The 17745-nt window shown below is 49.8% G+C and carries 13 protein-coding genes; 4 read left to right on the forward strand and 9 right to left on the reverse strand.

Going from position 1 to position 17745, the window contains the following annotated elements:
* Window positions 1-45: 45 nt before the first annotated feature.
* The 9 genes from SR894_RS13060 to SR894_RS13100 all read right to left on the reverse strand — a co-directional run bounded on the left by SR894_RS13060 (window position 46) and on the right by SR894_RS13100 (window position 13325).
* Entirely contained in the window at window positions 46-1071 is a 1026-nt protein-coding gene (locus SR894_RS13060) for a family 8 glycosyl hydrolase (protein ID WP_133732812.1), read from the reverse strand.
* 29 nt (window positions 1072-1100) lie between these two features.
* Window positions 1101-1583: a cellulose biosynthesis protein BcsD gene (gene bcsD, locus SR894_RS13065; protein ID WP_133732813.1), complete on the reverse strand. Its 483-nt coding sequence runs from the start codon at window positions 1581-1583 to the stop codon at window positions 1101-1103.
* Window positions 1576-5733: a cellulose biosynthesis protein BcsC gene (locus SR894_RS13070; RefSeq protein WP_133732814.1), complete on the reverse strand. Its 4158-nt coding sequence runs from the start codon at window positions 5731-5733 to the stop codon at window positions 1576-1578. The genes bcsD and SR894_RS13070 overlap by 8 nt, the downstream gene beginning before the upstream one ends.
* Window positions 5734-5758: 25 nt before the next feature.
* Window positions 5759-8353, reverse strand: coding sequence for a cellulose biosynthesis cyclic di-GMP-binding regulatory protein BcsB (locus SR894_RS13075; protein ID WP_223288770.1), 2595 nt, complete (start codon window positions 8351-8353; stop codon window positions 5759-5761).
* Between the two features lie 178 nt (window positions 8354-8531).
* The gene (locus tag SR894_RS13080; RefSeq protein WP_153844212.1) at window positions 8532-9476 is read right to left on the reverse strand and encodes an IS5 family transposase; all 945 of its coding nucleotides are present in this window, start codon (window positions 9474-9476) and stop codon (window positions 8532-8534) included.
* A gap of 61 nt (window positions 9477-9537) precedes the next feature.
* Entirely contained in the window at window positions 9538-11457 is a 1920-nt protein-coding gene (gene bcsA / locus SR894_RS13085; protein WP_223288860.1) for a UDP-forming cellulose synthase catalytic subunit, read from the reverse strand.
* Between the two features lies 1 nt (window position 11458).
* On the reverse strand, window positions 11459-12241 hold the full coding sequence (bcsQ, locus tag SR894_RS13090; RefSeq protein ID WP_133732816.1) for a cellulose biosynthesis protein BcsQ: 783 nt from the start codon (window positions 12239-12241) through the stop codon (window positions 11459-11461).
* Window positions 12238-12753, reverse strand: coding sequence for a cellulose biosynthesis BcsR family protein (locus SR894_RS13095; protein ID WP_223288861.1), 516 nt, complete (start codon window positions 12751-12753; stop codon window positions 12238-12240). Before SR894_RS13095 ends, bcsQ begins: the two co-directional genes overlap by 4 nt.
* Window positions 12754-13055: 302 nt before the next feature.
* On the reverse strand, window positions 13056-13325 hold the full coding sequence (locus tag SR894_RS13100; protein WP_133730208.1) for an Rdx family protein: 270 nt from the start codon (window positions 13323-13325) through the stop codon (window positions 13056-13058).
* 107 nt (window positions 13326-13432) lie between these two features.
* Here SR894_RS13100 and SR894_RS13105 point away from each other — a divergent pair, with 107 nt between their 5' ends.
* The 4 genes from SR894_RS13105 to ettA all read left to right on the forward strand — a co-directional run bounded on the left by SR894_RS13105 (window position 13433) and on the right by ettA (window position 17666).
* The gene (locus SR894_RS13105; protein WP_133730207.1) at window positions 13433-14746 is read left to right on the forward strand and encodes an MFS transporter; all 1314 of its coding nucleotides are present in this window, start codon (window positions 13433-13435) and stop codon (window positions 14744-14746) included.
* Window positions 14747-14983: 237 nt separating this feature from the next.
* Window positions 14984-15418 carry a PAS domain S-box protein gene (locus tag SR894_RS13110; protein WP_133730206.1) on the forward strand — a complete coding sequence of 145 codons (435 nt, stop codon included), beginning with the start codon at window positions 14984-14986 and terminating at the stop codon, window positions 15416-15418.
* Window positions 15419-15604: 186 nt separating this feature from the next.
* Window positions 15605-15832, forward strand: coding sequence for a PA3496 family putative envelope integrity protein (locus SR894_RS13115; RefSeq protein ID WP_133730205.1), 228 nt, complete (start codon window positions 15605-15607; stop codon window positions 15830-15832).
* 172 nt (window positions 15833-16004) lie between these two features.
* On the forward strand, window positions 16005-17666 hold the full coding sequence (gene ettA / locus SR894_RS13120) for an energy-dependent translational throttle protein EttA (protein ID WP_133730204.1): 1662 nt from the start codon (window positions 16005-16007) through the stop codon (window positions 17664-17666).
* The last annotated feature ends 79 nt before the right edge of the window (window positions 17667-17745 follow it).

A 17745-nucleotide genomic window follows, 5' to 3' on the forward strand; every position in this document is an offset into this window, starting at 1 on the left:
CGCTGCAGCACTGCAGCGGTGTACCATAAAAACCAAACGTTCGCTTTAGCGCATATCATCTGCCATATGCGTCAACAACAGCAACGTGGCGGAATAATAGTCATCTTCTTCCTTTGGAACAGGATCAGGTAAGGCTTGGTTATTCGCAAACGCATTGATCGCTCTCACACCACGCGATATGGGGTACTCTGCTCGCTCATCGGTAGTAACGTTTATCCATGCGGAAGCGGGCTGATAGGCAGGATCATTCCAAAAGGCCGTTATACTACCAATACTTGCACCCTCATCACGCCCTCCCCAAGCAAAATAGAGCGGAATACGTACAGCATCAAAGCTAAAACGCGGTTCCCACTCTTCTGCTGGAGAGACGACACCATCCGCAGTCAGCGTTACCCAATCAGTGGGTAATCTATAGCGGCCAAAAGTGGTTTCGTCTAACAAAGAGACTCCATCATCAATCAATGCTTGCCAGGGTTCTTCAGGTGCCATCTCAGCAAAGTCCTGCATAGCGGGAACAAACCAATAGGAAAGATTGAGGTCAGCCGTATCGCTGTGTTTAAACCCCTCAATCCCAGGCAGCAGCACTGTATAACCAGCCATATCGGTGACTAGCTCATCCACGATAGCACGCCGGATACTGCTCGACGCGTTGGCGTAGTTTCGATTATCCCACTGCTCAGCGGCCAGATATAGCGCCCAGGCGATGAACAAATCGCCGTCTGAGGCGTTATTATTGTCACGCACGGGTGGTGTTTTGCTGGGGTCATATCGCCATGAGAAAAGCGATACATCCTGCCGTCCCAATTGCTGACGGGTCCACTGCCAAAGCTTATGGAAAGTCTGCTGATCGCCATAATGCTGCGCTAGCATCATGCCCCACCCTTGACCTTCTGAATGGCTAATATTGCCATTACCAGTATCGATAACTCTGCCTTCATCGGTTATAAAACGATCAACATATGCCTCCCATGCACGATCCACCCTTCTTTCGTCTGCACTAGCAGTGACAATACCGCAGAGTCCTGCTACGAGTGTTAAAACCGCTATAACACGGGACGGTATTGTCTTCATCGCTATGTTCCCTCAAATAAACACCGATATTACCGACCATAATGGAAGGTCAACGAGCGTAGTGTGACGTTTGTATCAACACACCGCAACGGCGTTTTTTCACTTCCTCCCTGCTCGTTGATCCACGTCGAATATACGCCTTCTAACACAGCAGAAACGGCTTGAAAGCTTTGCTCCAATGAGGTTTCTGATGTACTGGGGATCGGAAAAGCATAATGCTGAATGACTAAGTGATTATCCTGTGGCCTTATGGCTACCCACCCCCAATCTAGCTGTCTTAGAGCATCATTAACCGAACGCTCTAATGCTTCAAGGGTGTCGTATTCGCCAAGAGGCCATTCCGCCGCTAAACGACTGCCGATGTGGCGTAAAAAGCCTGTGGCCCCTTCGTGGTCAGCTTGGGTCAATAGCTCATCGAACATGAGAGTTAAAAAACGCTGCCACTGTGGACTACAGTGATCTTGCGTGTAGTAGGCAAGGTACGTTTGTGTATCGACGTTTGGGTTAGTCACTACCACCTCCAAAGGTATAATTCATAAACATCGCAGCGGACGTATCTTTATAGTCTCCAAAACTGTTGAAGCCTACCCGTCCACCTAACGACAGTTCGGGTGTCATGTTGTATTTCACTTCACCTGATACGGATACACCCGCCCCACTCACACTTTCACCTGAGTAACGTGATTCGGGGGTTGCGCCAAGTGTTGAGAAAATATCTAACAGCTCTTGAGAGGCTGGATCGGTTGGAAAGTAGTCAATATCATCGGTGCTATAGCTTTGGTAACCGGGTGATACCTGGGCTGCCCAGGATAGATCTTCAGAGACATTCTCTTGATAGCGCAAAGGGAAGGAGATACTCACGTAGTCCTGAGGACTGAAGTACCCCCCATGGCCATAGGTGAAGTGACTTAAATCTTTATCATAGGCCATCGCGGTTACGTTAACGCCAGTTTGCAATTGACGCCGCTCATTATTGATCGGACGCAGGTAACCGCCAAGGGATAGATCGTATGCGGTATTATCAGCCACGTTATCCCCCGTATACTCGTACATACCTGCATTAGCGTAGAGCCCACCATTAGAGGTGTCGTAGTTGATACCCAGCCGTCCCCCCGTACTGACGACCCCACCCCAGGTATCACCTGTTTGGGCATCATAAGCACCAGCGTAGGAAAGAACGCTGTCTTTAACGGCTCTCCTTTCAGCAGTCAATGACAACGAAGTATTCTCTGTGATATTGGGAGTCCAGTTGATTCCACCAACAATATTCGTTTCATCAAAGCCTAACGGAGTACTGCCTACATCAATTTTCACATCGCCGTGTTGGTATCCTAATGCTAGAGCGGCACCTGACTCACGCTGACTGCCAGGCCGCGCTACTCGCGACGCACTTTGAAGACGCGATTGAATCCCTGCGAGTGAAGTTTCAATCAACTCACGACTATTAGCAAAGCTGTCCGCCGATTCTCCATTCAACGCCAGATTATCAAAATCCACGCCTTGCTCACCTAGGTAAGCTACAAACACATCGCGCTGAGCTTGGGTGAGGTCTTCGATACGTAGGCCCGCCTCGTAGACAGGGTTTCTCTCCAGCGCCGAGGTGTAATTTGACTCGGCCGCTTCAAGCTCAGCGGTGAGGCGCGCTATTTCAGACTCAGGAATGTCTGGATTCGCTTGTGCTGTTGCTAGGCGATCCTGAGCAGTAAAAAAGGTTGTAACCGTCGATTGGATTTGATCCAAAATTGGGCTAAGTTCATTCAGTGACTGATTTAAAGTTCCTGCACTTTCGGCTAGTGCGCTTCGGCCGAAGCGCTGGACGCTATTACCAGAGGGGGTACCTGCATCGATGGAAGTCGGCGTTATTGTCACTTCAAAACGCCCTTCGCCAAACGGAGCAGCAGAGAAACTCACCGGTGCTTCCACTCGATTCTGTTCGCTAAGACCACTCTCACCATCCCGGAAATTAAAGGCAAACTCGCCAGTTAAACGTGGTGCACGCTCATAGCGAATTTCTCTGGCTAAATTATCGATTTGCTGTCTCACGCTAGGCGTACTCGCCACTGCTCTTTCGCTACCAGCGCTGTAACTCCCACTCCCCCCTGGTAGCCAACTGGGCCGACCATTAAGCTCTGATTGGCGGCCACGAGCACGATCCTCAAATGGATTGGATGACGATAGAGCCAGCGCCCCTCCGCTACTTCCAAGGGATTGACGCGCCTCTGTGAGCAGCGCCAGTGCCCGGTTAGAATCGCCGTTGCTTCTTGCAACCTGCGCCTGCAGCAGCAATTTCTCTGGCGTATCTGTGCCCGTCATATAGCGATCAAGTAATTGCTGAGCTTTTTTGGGGCGACCAGAGGAAAGTGTCGTTTGCACCGCCCCCTGGAGCGCGCTGTCACTCTCTGGGTGGCGCGTTAATGCGTAAGTGTAGATTTGCTCGGCTTGGGAATAGCGCTGCCCATCGGCATATAGCCTACCCATAGCGAGCAGGAGCCCCTCATCATCAGGATTTTCTCGTAGAGGAGCGGCCAAAGCTTCGTAAGCGCTGGCTAGCTGGCCACTGCGGCGCAAACTATCCGCTTCGATGACTGCGATACCCGTTTCGACACTTGTTAGGTCGTCCCTAGATAGAGAAACATCAGCTTGCTGATTAATGCGATCCAATAATTGACGTGCTTCAGCAGGGCGTTCGTCTTGAGCTAATACTAAAGAGTGGGTTAAGTAAGCACTGGCATACTCAGGGTTGAATCCTTGCCTCAAGTCTCTGTCTACCCAGCGTGCTGCTTCACGGGTTTCTCCGGCATCACTGAGCATGCTTGCAATTTGGCCGACTTGACGTGGATTAAGGTCACTATCACTGGCGTACAAGCGCTCAAGTGTATTAATCCCTGCCGCTCGATTGCCCCGCTCTATTTGTGCTATTGCCTGTTGAAGCGGTTGCTGTAGGCGAGCCTGCTGACGCAGAATGCGCATGGGTTCGGTCAGTTCATCGGTCGGTATGACGGATAGCGTCCGCTGAACCTCGTCCCATTGATCGCTCTCAGAGGCATACAGGGCATAAGCATAGCGCTGTTCGGCTGAAGCGGTAGGGCGATCCAACACCGAGATTACTTGGCGTGCATCTTCGTCTTGGCCCTGGGTTTTAAGCAAGCGTGCCAAATCAAGGCGAGCCCAAGGATCACCAGGTACTAATTCAATAGCTTGCCGAAGGGCCGTCTCTGCTTCAAAGGCATCGCCATTCTGCGCTCGATTGCGTAATTCATTAACTTGTCCTGAGGCTACGCCTGTTAGTTGTTCGCGCATACTAGCAGGCAAGTTTTGCGCAATCTGCTGCGCCTCTTCCCAATCGCCTTTTTCAGCCAATACTTGAGCAAGTCCTAGACGTGCATCTGCATTGTTGTTCCAATCACTAAGAATACGGCGATATGCTTGTTCCGCAGCATCTAGCCGACGCTGGCGCTTTAAAATATCGGCTTCTAAAAGTCGCGCAGAACGCCCTGCATCACCACCTTGTTGGGTTAACGGCCGAACCTGCGATAGCGCACGCTCAAGGTTGTTTGCATCGGCTAGACGACGTGCTTCCGTCAAACGCGCGTAGAAAGAGGCATTTTGAAAAGCAGGCATCCATTCATCACGGCGGCTAGGGGCTTCATCCATGGCTTCTTGCAGTAAAGTGCGTGCTTCATTAAATCGCTGTTGTCGAAGCCTCAGAATGCCCAAGCCTGCTTTCGCCTCTGCATCGTCGGGATCCTCTTCCAAAGCAGCTTGAAATGCGGCCTCAGCATCGCGAGTGTTGTTCGACTCCATTGCAATATAACCCGCCCCACGGCGAGTTTGCGTAGTTGCCTCATCAAAACGCTCCGCCACACTGGTATCCTGCGGAAATCTATCTAGATAAGCTTGATAGAGCTGCTCATCAGCTGGCGTAGCACTAAGCCAGATCAACGCTTGCTTCCACGCCTCTTGGGCAGGGCCTGCCACACTGGAGTCACTGCTTTGTGCCAAGCGTGCTAACGTTTCGATTCCCTCCCGGCGGGTTCCTTCTCGATAAGTTAAGACCTCACCTAAAGCTAGCTCTATTTCATGATCATCAGCGTAATCATCGTTAAACTGTTGTAGTCCAGCGCGGGCTTCCCGCCAGCCAGCATCTCCTGCGCCAGCAAGGGTTTGGTAGTATTCAACCGCTAACTCTCGAGTAGGTGTTTGGCCACCAAAGAGAGCACGATAAATTGTAGCTGCTTCCTGATACTGATTGTTCCGGGCGAGCTGTCGGGCCCGCTCAAGCTGCGAACTATCCAAATTTTGCCCACGCTCCATACGCCTTAAGTCAGCTAGACGCGGGTCATCTGCATTGAGTTGCTCTAGCCGGTTAATCCACTCTTGGGCATCTTCAACGTCATCATTAATCAGCGCTTGTCTTGCTAGCCGATAGAGCACTTCTGGGTGATCTGGACGACCATCAAGATAGCGTTCCAGAGCATCTCTCGCGAGATCAGGGCGTTGGTTCTCTTGCCAATAGTCAGCTTGATTTAAAAGCGCTTCCAAAGCACTCGACGTGTTCTCTTGGGCCAGCAGCAGCCCCCCCGGAAAACTACATGCTAATGCACTAATCAATACTCTTTTTTTATACTTTGCTGATGCAAGCGTACTTAATAAATTATGCATGGAGGTTCCCCTGCCCTTTCTTTTATCACTTGCGATGAGTGCGCCATTTTTCTCGACGATTCAATGTGCCATGAAGCACAACAGCCGTAAGCAACACGACGATGACCATCAGTAATAATACGGGGATAATATATTGCCCCGCATACCAGCGAACTAAACGATTCCAACTAATGTTGCCGCGTATATCTCGTTCTGCAACTCGGTAGGCTTCAACGCTCTGCTGCTGATCAATGGTGACTAGATCGCCAACGGTTTGACGGCTGATTTCTGGTTGATCAATGATGCTCGTCAACTGCTGAATGCCCTGATCGCTAAAGCCTGTTGCCAAAATCAGACTGCGACCGTCATTAAGTGGTGAACGAGTTGCCAGCAACGCCTGTTCGGGCGCCTGACTGGGTAATTCATCACGCGCTCGGCCCGACTCGGTAGAAACATCGGCTTTCGCCCATATTTTCAAGCGTTGCCATAGATTTGAGGGTTCAATACTTATTGTTTCATCAACAATTGCAAACGGATCCATCAGTTCATTCAGCGCACTTTGCTCAATGTGATCTGCGCGCGCCACCACGAGAAGATCGCGATCTATCAAGGCGCTACTCATGTTCAATCCCTTGCGGATATCAAGTCCGTAGCTTGGATACCCTGTCGCATTCGCCATTCGCCCCACAAGACCAAGCGCTGCGCTTATCTCATTTGCCTGCGGCACTTCAGGTAGAAGTAAAGATGTTTGCGATAAATCAGCCCATTGCGTAAATGGGTAACCAGCACTTACCCAGTATGAGAGTTCAGGTAATGCGGCGAATTTTTTTGCTTCTCGCAGATCAATATGTGAGTTGGGCATAATGCGTGTTTCAATGCGTTCAGGCAGGCCAAGATCACATCCTTCATCAGGCGTATGGACCGCCATGTTGAAGTAAAAGCTCAGTTGATTGTTGCCATAAAGCTGCTCTTGGGGAATATCCAGAATGGCTTCCTCCTGGCGAATATCATTTCCCAGCAGCTTCCATAGATCCCAAGCAATGGAATTTTTCTCAACGGGCAACCCCTCGATGTATTGATCGTTTAAACTGACTTCTAAGCGGGAATTATCAATATCAAGCCATTCACCCTCGGGAAATTGGTAATTCACTTGCAGATTGACATCGTCCCCTGCCCACACGAAAAGCGGCGGCAAGCGGAAGCTATAATTTTGCGGGGAAGGCCGAATGCCCTCACCGACCATCGTACCTTCGTCCACAAGCCGTTCAAGATAAATGGGCTCATCCAATGACTGCCACTTAGGCGCATCGAAAGATTGACGAGGGGGTATAGATAACTCTTCGGCTCTTATCCGCTGTCCACTCAAGCTTTCATAGCGTTGCGTTATGTAGCGGGAGGAAGTTCTTACCTCCAAGTCATTACGGCCTGTTATCACCAGCAATCGGTAGAGAGGATTTTCTGGATGCTGCATCTGCAATACAGTGGATCCCGTGATACCTTCGGGAAGTATCAGTCCTAACGGCATCTGCTCTATGGTTCCCATCACAACAGCATGGCTATCTGGAAGCTGATTATGATGAACAGGGAAATCCGCGCCGCGAAAATCTGCAAGCACACCAAATTGTGAAGCCACTGTACCGGCTGCAGCCAAAAGAGGCTCGGAGGGGGTCTCAGGCATCACAAAGGGTAGGTGTAATCGTTCCATATCAGCATCATCAAAAAAAGGAGCTGGGAATCGTGAAAGGTCGATAATGGGGGGCAGTACTTGCGTGTTAACGCTTAGTGAAGATTCTGGCTCGATCTCTACCCATATGTCTTCGCTGAGAACATTATTGCATTGCGATAATGTTTGGCCGACAAGACTCAATAATAATGTGTTGTAAGTTACGATTTGCTCAGGCGGCACCTCTATTTCAGCCACATAACCATCCGCATTGAAACGATCCAGTGAAATTGTATCAATCACTACCCCATTAAGAGAAACATCTAATCGGCTAACTCCCTCCAGCATGGCATCTGAATACTGAATTGATAAATTTAGAGTCGCATCGGTGACAACTTCACTGCTACTAATCGAAAAATCCAGCCCCACTTGCGATCCACTTCCCTGAACCCTAACCGGGTCTTCTTCGCCATTATCTGACATAGAGTGACGCAAAGGAAAAACATGCTCGCGAGACTCAAGTCCAAACGAACCTTCGCTATCAAAATTTAATCCACCCGCTGGATTTAACCTAACTGACGGCAGAGCCTCAGAAAGAAAAGAATTTGGCAGACTACTATTCTCCCTCTGTTGCTCAGCCCCCTTTTCAGAATCAATGACTTGGTTAGAAAGAGATAAACTGCTTTCTTCAGGGGTTTGACTCCAAGCTCGCTGGCTAGAAATTATCGCCACTACAAGCAAGGAGACGAAAAGTGCTCGCCACAGCCATGTACCTTTCGTTGTGGCTACTGCCGTCGTTTCGCCACTAGTGTTTTTAACCGAAGGAGAGGGTTGGCTACTGCCACCACTAAATAGCGTTTTTTCTTTCCAACGCTTAAAGAATAAGCCAGCAACAGCTCGCACTACGGTAATAATTGAGCGAATAGGTTTGTCAACAGGAACCTCTCTTTTTTCTAACCACGCATCGGCTCTACCCATCACTAATCTAACTAGCTCTCTCCTTTGACTTACATCTAAGGAAGGTCTGAATAACTGCCGATATTCATCAACGCTTACTTGAGCCGACAAAAAATCGAAAATTCAGACACTCTTCTCCCTTTCTTTGTGTATTTTTGCTCCTTTCCCGCTCATTGAGCGGGAAAGGAGCGCAATCGCCTTATTCCCATAGGTATTTCTCACTGATCAGCAGGTTGCTGAACGCCGCCAGCAAGTGCAGGCGCTGAGTGTTTTTGGCCAGTCCACGATAGCGAGCCTTGCCATAACCAAAAACTTGTTTGATGTACCGAAAGGGGTGCTCCACCTTGGCACGGATACTGGCTTTGATGTTTTCGACTTTCTGTCGCCTGGCATCTAGCTTCTTGCGGGTGCCAGGCCGTTTGGCAATATACCAAGAGATATCGTTGCGGTGCTTGTGCTCGTCGCGTTTTTGAATACCCAGGTAACCGGCATCACCGAAGACGCGTTGCTCTTCACCGTGAAGGAGCTTATCGGCAGGCACAATGTCATGGACATTGGCAGCCGTGGTCTCGATGCTGTGAATCAACCCAAGCTTATCGTCGACACCTATATGCATTTTCATGCCAAAGTGCCAAGAGCTACCTTTTTTAGTCTGGTGCATTTCCGGATCGCGCTCGCCTTTTTTGTTTTTGGTGGAACTAGGCGCAGAGATGATAGTGGCATCGACAATGCTCCCTTCGCGCAGCATCAGGCCATTTTTCTCTAGGTGGTTGTTCACTTCCTGGAACAGCACCTTGCCAAGGCCGTGGTGTTCCAGAAAATGGCGAAACTTGAGAATCGTGGTTTCGTCCGGCAATCGGTCTAGTTTCAAACCGGCGAATTGGCGCATGGACTCGATCTCGTAGAGGGCGTCTTCCATGGCCGGATCGCTCAGGTTGTAAAACAACTGCATGCAATGGACGCGGAGCATGGCAGACAATGGATACGGAGGCCGCCCGCTCTCGCCCTTGGGGTAATAACGGGCTATCTTCTTCTCCAGCTGCGTCCAGGGGATCAGCTTGTCCATCCGCTCCAGAAAGAGTTCGCGGCGAGTCTTTCTCTTCTTGTTCTGGTACTCGGCTTCGGAGAAGGTGATTTGATCCATGGCAGCACTGAATCCTATGCAGTTGACGATAGCCGTATTATCACTGATGGCAGTGACTTTTTCAGAGCTTCCCTAAGTCACGGAACTGTAGGCGGATATACTTTTTGTCACGCATTATCAAGTCAACCGGAAAAAGCATTGGCCGATTATCGAAAGACATTTCTATATAATCAATATTGAGATCAGCAGGAAGGTCGGTAGGTGTTTCAACTTGAATACCTCCCATCGAGAGATTCTGAGTTGAAGTACTAAAGGTATATTCACCCTCCAAATGGATCACAGCAGGTCGCTTCAGATCGATTCGAACATACTCCCTGACTTGCTTTTGCTCGCTCCCTACGGCAACTGCGGCCAATAAAAAGAGAGCACTGAAAGAGGCCCATATTACGTTAAACAACAGCACACTTAGTTGCTCATCGTCCGTGTTAAACCAAAACAGACGAATGGTACCCCATATAACGCCAGCCAGGAGTAGAGCTAAAACAAAGAGGTGCGGTTTGAGCACATTAAAGTCAAAGAAACTATGGTCAAGCTTGCCACCCTTATCAGTTACGTCAAATTTACCTCGTTTTGGGTCAAACAGCGTTACCAGAGTAGGCTTAAGCAGATGAAACGTAAGCACTGTTTCATAAATTTCATTCCAAAAGGTATAGCGGTAACGACCTACAAGCTTAGCATTGGTATACACAACACCAAACAAGTGCGGAGCCACATAAGCTGCTACTGCTTGGGGCGAGGCTTCAATTATATCGAGTCCAAATAGCAGGTAAGCTAATGGTGCAGTCAAAAAAACAAAGCGTGCTAGAGGAAACTGAAAATGGAGCATGGCGTTCAGATAACATAAACGCTGAGCGAAGGTAAGCCCACTACCGAGCAAGGGATTGTCCATCCGCATTATTTGCGTCATGCCTCTGGCCCAACGCGCCCTCTGTACGATGTGCAGTGATAGCCGTTCGGTTGCCAAGCCCGCAGCCATCGGAATGCCTAAATAAGCCGTAGACCAACCTTTACGCTGTAGTTTTAAAGCAGTATGAGCATCCTCGGTGACTGTTTCTACTGCAAACCCCTCGGTTTGCTCCAGCGCAGTTCGGCGAATAACCGCACAGGAACCACAGAAGAAAGTGGCGTTCCAATAATCATTGCCTTTCTGTACTGCACCATAAAAGAGGTTGCCTTCATGAGGCACATCACGCCCACTAACCAAGTTTCGCTCAAAAGGGTCAGGAGAATAAAAATGGTGAGGCGTCTGGATAAGAGCTAAATCCTTATCATCTAAAAAAGCACCTACTGTTGCTTGTAAAAACACCCTGGTGGTGACATGGTCGCAGTCAAAAATGCAAATTAATTCGCCCTTTGTTTTCTTAAGCGCATTATTCAAATTGCCTGCTTTAGCATGTTTATTGTCATCGCGTGTTATATAGCCGACACCTGCTCGTGAAGCAAATGCTCCGAATTCCGCCCTTTTGCCGTCGTCTAACAGGTAAACATTTAGCTTGTCACTCGGGTAATCAAGGTTTTGTGCCGCTAATACGGTGTCTCTCACCACCTCCATACTTTCGTTGTATGTGGGTATATAGACGTCAACAGTGGGCCAAAGAGAAGTATCGTCCGGCAATGGAACAATCTTCCTTTCAAAAGGCCTTACCACTTGGAAGAAGCTGATAATTAAAACCAGCCATGCATAACACTCTGCTGCTAACAAACCTGTACTAAAAATTGTTTCCGCTATTCCTTCAGTTACAAGCGTTTCAGTGACACGCCAGTACATATACCGTGTTGAGGTAATGGCAGTCAGCAGTACCATTGCCAAACGCACGCGCCTTGAAGTCGTTTGCCCCATGCAAATAAGTAGCAAAACGGTGACACCACCAAATACCCATTGATTAGCTAGGCTCATAGGTGTGGCGATGACGATAATAAAAACAACGCTATAAAGAAGAACAAAAAAGCCAACCCAGAGTTTGTAAAAAGCACCTTTCATCTTAAATGCTCCTTTCTGGGCTGCTAAAACGTGCATCCGCGTTTAGCGTTACTCTTGCCAGGTTGTCCACAATCTGCTCTAAATCGCTGACAACCGACGACGAATACGCGTGCTGGAAAATAGAGGTTTGAGCTGCAAGCGCCTCAGGTACGGCGGCATCTCGATGAATAGCACCTAACAAGAGAGGCCCTAATCGGCTCTTCAGCAAATCATAGACGTCAACACTTAAACGTTGACGCAGATCCAACTGGTTAACCACAAAGTAAATATCGCTTTCTACCTCAACAGGGAAAAAATCACCATTTTCGATGGTCGGTAATACTGCAACGGATGAACTATCTGCCATTAATACCGTTACAAAAATAGGCTGCAATCTTGAGATAGCGTCAAGTGATACCGAGTGGCCTGGTGGCAAATCAACCAGTAGTACTCTATCTTCACCTTGGTAATAGGGACGTAGCGCTTCCTCTAACTGTCTGGAATCTGCCAAATACTTCTCGAAATTAAGCCGTTCTTTGCGGTTGGTTCGCCCATAGGGCAATAAGTCAATACCACTATCAGTTGTTACGATTAGGTTATCCCAACTGGAGTACTGTGGCCCTTCAGTAACGACGCCATCGGTGTCATCGAATGACAGACCAAAGTGCAATTTGAGTGCATCTTGACTGTCAAAATCGATGACGGTGACATGCTTACCCTGACGTTGAAATGTATAGGCCAGATTGGCTGTTAGCGTCGTTTTACCGACCCCGCCTTTCGGAGATGTCATACAAATCAGTGTCATGAGTCAATTTGCCTTAGCAGCGCTTTTAAAGATGTTTGAGGAGAATTTTCAACGTCTTGGCTGTTCTCGGTATAGCCTTTGAAAAGGTTTCCAAAAGAAGCAGGTTGGCTCGTTGACGTTTTATCAGGCGAAGATGTTCGAAGAACTGGTTTAGAAGCCCCCACGCCTCTCTCACTAGGTGGCACTGGGATAGTCCGAGAGCTCTCCTCGATCCTATATTCACGCGCTTGGCCATTGATGTGTGAAACAGGGACAGTTTTCTCTTGCTTAGGAGCAGATGCTTGTGGAATCAGTCTCGGAGTTTCTTCAGAATCGGGGGCATCTGCAGGGGAGAACTCACCTGATTTCCTTACATGCGACTTCCTCCCCCCAGGTGAACAGTTAGCAACACCTTCAAGAAGCTTCCAGCGATGTTTGTTGCCAGAACTTCTTTTATCTGTCGAGAAATTTTGATAGTCAAATTCGCTGGATGACTGGCGTTTCAACGCCTCAATGTCATTATCTTTACGCATTTTTTTCATCCTAAAAACCAGGGGTAGCTGCTATGACAACGGCAATTAAGCGAATCATTCACACTCGTACCATCCTGGTAATTAAGGGCTGACTCGATACCGTCGTCCTCATTTTTAATACTTTTATCTTACACAGCCTAATCAATCAAGTGGTTAGGAAAAATAAATATACGAATTGAAATATTAATGTACAAAAGTACACATTTCACCAAATTCCTAGCACGCCTTATCCCACCAGGCTTAGAGGCTGGTGATACAGCTATTTTGGCTACCAATGCACAACGCCTACCATGCAGGCCATCTCACCTATCGATATGCCCTAAATCTCGCCCAGGTTCCAGTTGATCTCGCACACGCTGCTTGAGAAGCTTGATATCCGGAAAACCACCATCACGCTTACGCTCCCACAACAGCACATCATCACACCAGATCTCGAACGTACCGCCATGAGAAGGAGCTAACGCTACCTCGCTTACCCCCTCGCCAAAAGTTGAGAGCAATTCCTGTGCATACCAACCACTGCGCAGCAGCCACTGGCATTGAGTACAATAACGGATTTGAATACGTGACATCCCTGATCTCCAAGGCAAGTTAATATGGCATCCTAAAAAGATATTCTGTCATTTTGAGATAGCTTGAGATAGGCCGCTTGAGATAGGTCGACTAACAAGGAGCCCCGATGGCCGAAAGTAACGTTTCACAAACTCGCTTGTATGAGTGGCTAACGGGCGATGACGATAGCCGCATGTGCGACGACATACCTGAAAGCGCCTGCGACGAACAACCACGAAATTTTTTTCTTCATATATGGGCCTCTTTAGGCAATAAGCTGGCTGACGAGCTATCCAGCGCGCGTTTGGTTTTACCCTGGCTGATGGGCATTATTGGCGCCCCCATCTGGATGGTAGGCCTGCTTGTACCCATCCGAGAGTCAGGTGCCCTGCTACCGCAAATTTTTGTGGCTGGTTTTATTCGTTTAAAGCCCAGGCGAAAATGGGTGTGGGTGGCCGGCGCGCTGACCCAAGCATTCGCTGCCTTAGCGCTTGCCGCATTGGCGTTATTCGCCAACGGCACCTTGGGTGGCGCGTTAGTGCTTGCAGCGCTAATTCTGCTCTCGTTGGCACGAGGTTTATCCTCGATTGCCACAAAAGATGTGCTGGGGAAAACCATTGCCAAACGCCGCCGCGGCACGTTAATGGGCTGGAGCGGTAGTATTGCAGGTGGTGCAACGCTGGTCGCTGGAGGGCTACTAATGCTGTTTGAAAGCCGCCCCGGCCATTTAGTGGTAGCGATACTGCTGACCATAGCCGCCTGCGGGTGGCTAATAAATGCCATAGCCGCCGCGCGCATCGAAGAAACCCCAGGGGCTGTAGAAGGCGGTGAAAACGCCTGGGACAGTATTAAACAGGGACTGTCGCTATTAAAAGATGACCGTACGTTTTTACACTTCAACCTTGCCAGGGCGCTGCTGCTCTCAAGTGCACTCGCCCTGCCCTACATCGCCCTGCTAGGGCAAAACCAAAGCGGCACCGACCTGGGAGGCCTGGGCATACTCATTGTGGTATCGGGCCTAGCCGCAATGGTAGCCAGCCCGATCTGGGGGAAACGCTCAGATCAGTCGAGTCGCGGCGTTATGCGCGACGCCGCATTGGGTACCACTATTTGCTGCGTAATGGGCGCTAGCTTAGCTTGGTTACCCGGCGAGTGGACACACAGTATATGGCCCTATGCGGCAGTTTATGCATTACTCGTCATTGTTCACCACGGCGTACGCTTAGGACGTAAAACCTATCTGGTCGATATGGCAAGCCAAGATAACCGTGCGCTTTACGTGGCCCTATCGAATACTTTAACCGGCGTCTTAATGTTGATTGTAGGTGGCCTTATTGGCGCCTTTGCGCAGTGGTTTGGTAGCGGCACATTACTCCTGATCCTAGCGGCTACCGCCGTGGGAGCCATACTTAGTGCCCACCAATTACCTGAGGTCGAGTGACGTGCCAACGGTAACCACATGTATTCAAGGGTGCAATCGAGAACTCTACCTACACTAGCATAGCGTTCACGATTGCAATGCATGGCAACGCTCGCCATGATAGAGCCAGATAGCAGTGATGCGTTGGCGCATTTGCTATGCTGCCTATAATAAGTGATTGGACATTCCGCCGGTTCACAGGTGAACAAACGGCTGTGAACCATGGAAAGGACTTGGAGCTGCAACAGGAACCACTTGATGAAACGATCCCCTTTGATCAGCCCGGAGCTGCTTGAACGTATTGTTGACGCATCGGAAGACGGCATAGTCGTAGCCGAGCAGGAGGGGGATGAAAATATCCTCATCTACGTCAACAAAGGCTTTGAGCGCTTGACGGGCTACAGTGCGGATGAAATTTTGTATCGCGATTGCCGCTTCTTACAAAACGAAGACCGCGACCAGGACGCGCTAGCCGCTATTCGAGATGCGCTTAAAGATGGCCACCCGTCCCGAGAAGTACTGCGTAATTACCGCAAAGACGGCACCATGTTTTGGAACGAGCTATCCATTACGCCTGTCTATGACGAAGCAGACAAGCTGATGTATTACATTGGCGTGCAAAAAGATGTGACGGAGCGTGTAGAAGCACAGCTTGCACTGGCAGCGTTACAACAGCAGCGAGAAAATAGCTAATTATTAACTTTCTCGCTAAAAAAAACTATAAAGCTTGAACTTCATCCCAACTGGCGTTATATAGCGGCAAGGCGCTTGAACTGCGCTAGGCGCTTCACTTTGCGGATAGCATGTGTTTTTGACCCCACATGTACTCGTGTGAAGCCGTTGTTACGCCGGCACGCCGGCTGGGTTGGAGGACATCACATGAGCCGTGATCCCCTAAATCGTGAAACCCTAAGTCATGAAACCTTAGGCAACGAAACACTCGACTCAGACGAGTTCGATAGTTTAGACGCCGTCAATGATGACCATTACGGCAAAAGCAAACCCAGTAAATCTGACAGCTTACGCGCACGACGCCAAGTAGAAGCGTGGCTGGAAGAACGTCGACTCCAACGCGCCATTGAAGATGACTGGGACGAAGAAGAGTAAGCCCTGAGTGGCTCGGCCTTCTCAGCGGATGAGCAGGCCAGCTAATTATACGCTCCTAGCCTTTCCTGGCGCAGACCACTATCATCACTCCCTGGTCAGTAATAACAGTTAGTACTAAGAGCCAGTAGCCTGCTGCTGTTGCTTTTTCTTTTCAACAACTTAACGGATCTCCATGGCGCAATACGTTTTCACCATGAACCGGGTTGGCAAAGTTGTGCCACCCAAAAAACAAATTCTCAAAGATATTTCGCTCTCGTTTTTCCCTGGCGCCAAAATTGGCGTGCTGGGGCTTAACGGTTCGGGTAAATCCACACTGCTGCGTATTATGGCCGGTGTCGATAAAGAGTTTGAAGGTGAAGCTCGTCCGATGCCCGGCATCAATGTTGGCTACCTTCCCCAGGAGCCGCAGCTAGACGACGAGAAAAACGTCCGCGACACCGTCGAAGAAGCGCTAGGGGAGATTAAAGAGGCGCAGGAGAAGTTGGATGGTGTATATGCGGCCTACGCAGAGCCCGACGCTGACTTTGATGCGCTAGCCAGCGAGCAGGCCAGGCTTGAAAATATTATTGAAGCCGCGGACGCTCACAACCTGGAGCGTAAGCTTGAAGTGGCTGCAGAAGCCCTACGTCTGCCCCCCTGGGACGCCAAAGTGGGCAATCTTTCGGGTGGTGAGCGTCGTCGTGTAGCCCTCTGTCGCTTACTGCTCTCCAGCCCTGATATGCTGCTGCTTGATGAGCCTACTAACCACCTAGACGCAGAGTCGGTAGCTTGGCTTGAGCGCTTCCTGCACGACTACAACGGCACAGTCGTGGCGATCACCCACGACCGCTACTTCCTAGACAACGTGGCGGGTTGGATTCTGGAGCTTGACCGTGGTCAAGGTATCCCCTTTGAGGGTAACTACTCCCAGTGGCTGGAGCAGAAAGATCAGCGACTGAATCAGGAAGCCAAGCAGGAAGCCTCGCGTCAGAAAGCTATCAAGCAAGAGCTTGAGTGGGTGCGCAGTAACGCCAAAGGCCGCCAGGCCAAAAGCAAAGCGCGCCTTAACCGCTTTGAAGAGATGCAGTCAGGCGATTTCCAAAAGCGTAATGAGACCAATGAAATTTACATTCCGCCTGGCCCGCGGCTAGGCGATAACGTCATTGAGTTTCGCGATGTGGCCAAGCGCTTCGATGACAAGCTGCTCTACCAGAACCTCTCCTTCACCATTCCCCAGGGTGCGATTGTCGGCATTGTCGGTGGTAACGGTGCGGGTAAATCGACGCTCTTCAAACTGATTACCGGTAAAGAGCAGCCAGACGAAGGCGAAGTTGTCGTCGGTGAAACGGTCGATATCGCCTACGTCGAACAGCTACGCGACGGCTTGGACGACAAGCAGAGCGTCTGGGAAGCCGTTTCGGATGGTCAAGACATCCTCAACATTAACGGCTACGAGGTCTCCTCGCGTGCCTATGTGGGTCGCTTTAACTTTAAGGGTAACGACCAGCAGAAGCGTTTGTCGGAGCTTTCCGGTGGTGAACGCGGCCGTTTACAGCTCGCCCAAACGCTCAAGCAAGGCGCTAACGTGTTGCTGCTCGATGAGCCTTCTAACGACCTGGATATCGAAACCTTGCGGGCACTGGAAGACGCGCTTCTGGCCTTCCCGGGCTGCGCCATGGTGATCTCGCATGATCGCTGGTTCCTTGATCGTATCGCCACGCACATTATGGCTTTCGAGGGCGACTCTGAGGTGGTCTTATTCGAAGGCAACTACGCTGAGTACGAAGAGGATCATAGAAAGCGGGTGGGTAACGATACGCCTAAGCGTATGAAGTATAAGCGCATTGATGCCTAACAATTAGCAGTATGTTGGCAGCAAAAGGCCCCGCTCTGCGGGGCCTTTTGGTTGGTAACTGCACTGGCGCCGTGGACAA

The organism is Vreelandella neptunia, assembly GCF_034479615.1.
Taxonomy (GTDB): Bacteria; Pseudomonadota; Gammaproteobacteria; order Pseudomonadales; family Halomonadaceae; genus Vreelandella; species Vreelandella neptunia.

Coding starts and splice junctions, on each gene's coding strand:
- SR894_RS13060 (WP_133732812.1), bottom strand. CDS start 1,071: ATGAAGACAATACCGTCCCGTGTTATAGCGGTTTTAACACTCGTAGCA.
- SR894_RS13070 (WP_133732814.1), bottom strand. CDS start 5,733: ATGCATAATTTATTAAGTACGCTTGCATCAGCAAAGTATAAAAAAAGA.
- SR894_RS13075 (WP_223288770.1), bottom strand. CDS start 8,353: ATGGGTAGAGCCGATGCGTGGTTAGAAAAAAGAGAGGTTCCTGTTGAC.
- SR894_RS13080 (WP_153844212.1), bottom strand. CDS start 9,476: ATGGATCAAATCACCTTCTCCGAAGCCGAGTACCAGAACAAGAAGAGA.
- bcsA (WP_223288860.1), bottom strand. CDS start 11,457: ATGAAAGGTGCTTTTTACAAACTCTGGGTTGGCTTTTTTGTTCTTCTT.
- bcsQ (WP_133732816.1), bottom strand. CDS start 12,241: ATGACACTGATTTGTATGACATCTCCGAAAGGCGGGGTCGGTAAAACG.
- SR894_RS13095 (WP_223288861.1), bottom strand. CDS start 12,753: ATGCGTAAAGATAATGACATTGAGGCGTTGAAACGCCAGTCATCCAGC.
- SR894_RS13100 (WP_133730208.1), bottom strand. CDS start 13,325: ATGTCACGTATTCAAATCCGTTATTGTACTCAATGCCAGTGGCTGCTG.
- SR894_RS13105 (WP_133730207.1), top strand. CDS start 13,433: ATGGCCGAAAGTAACGTTTCACAAACTCGCTTGTATGAGTGGCTAACG.
- SR894_RS13110 (WP_133730206.1), top strand. CDS start 14,984: ATGAAACGATCCCCTTTGATCAGCCCGGAGCTGCTTGAACGTATTGTT.
- SR894_RS13115 (WP_133730205.1), top strand. CDS start 15,605: ATGAGCCGTGATCCCCTAAATCGTGAAACCCTAAGTCATGAAACCTTA.
- ettA (WP_133730204.1), top strand. CDS start 16,005: ATGGCGCAATACGTTTTCACCATGAACCGGGTTGGCAAAGTTGTGCCA.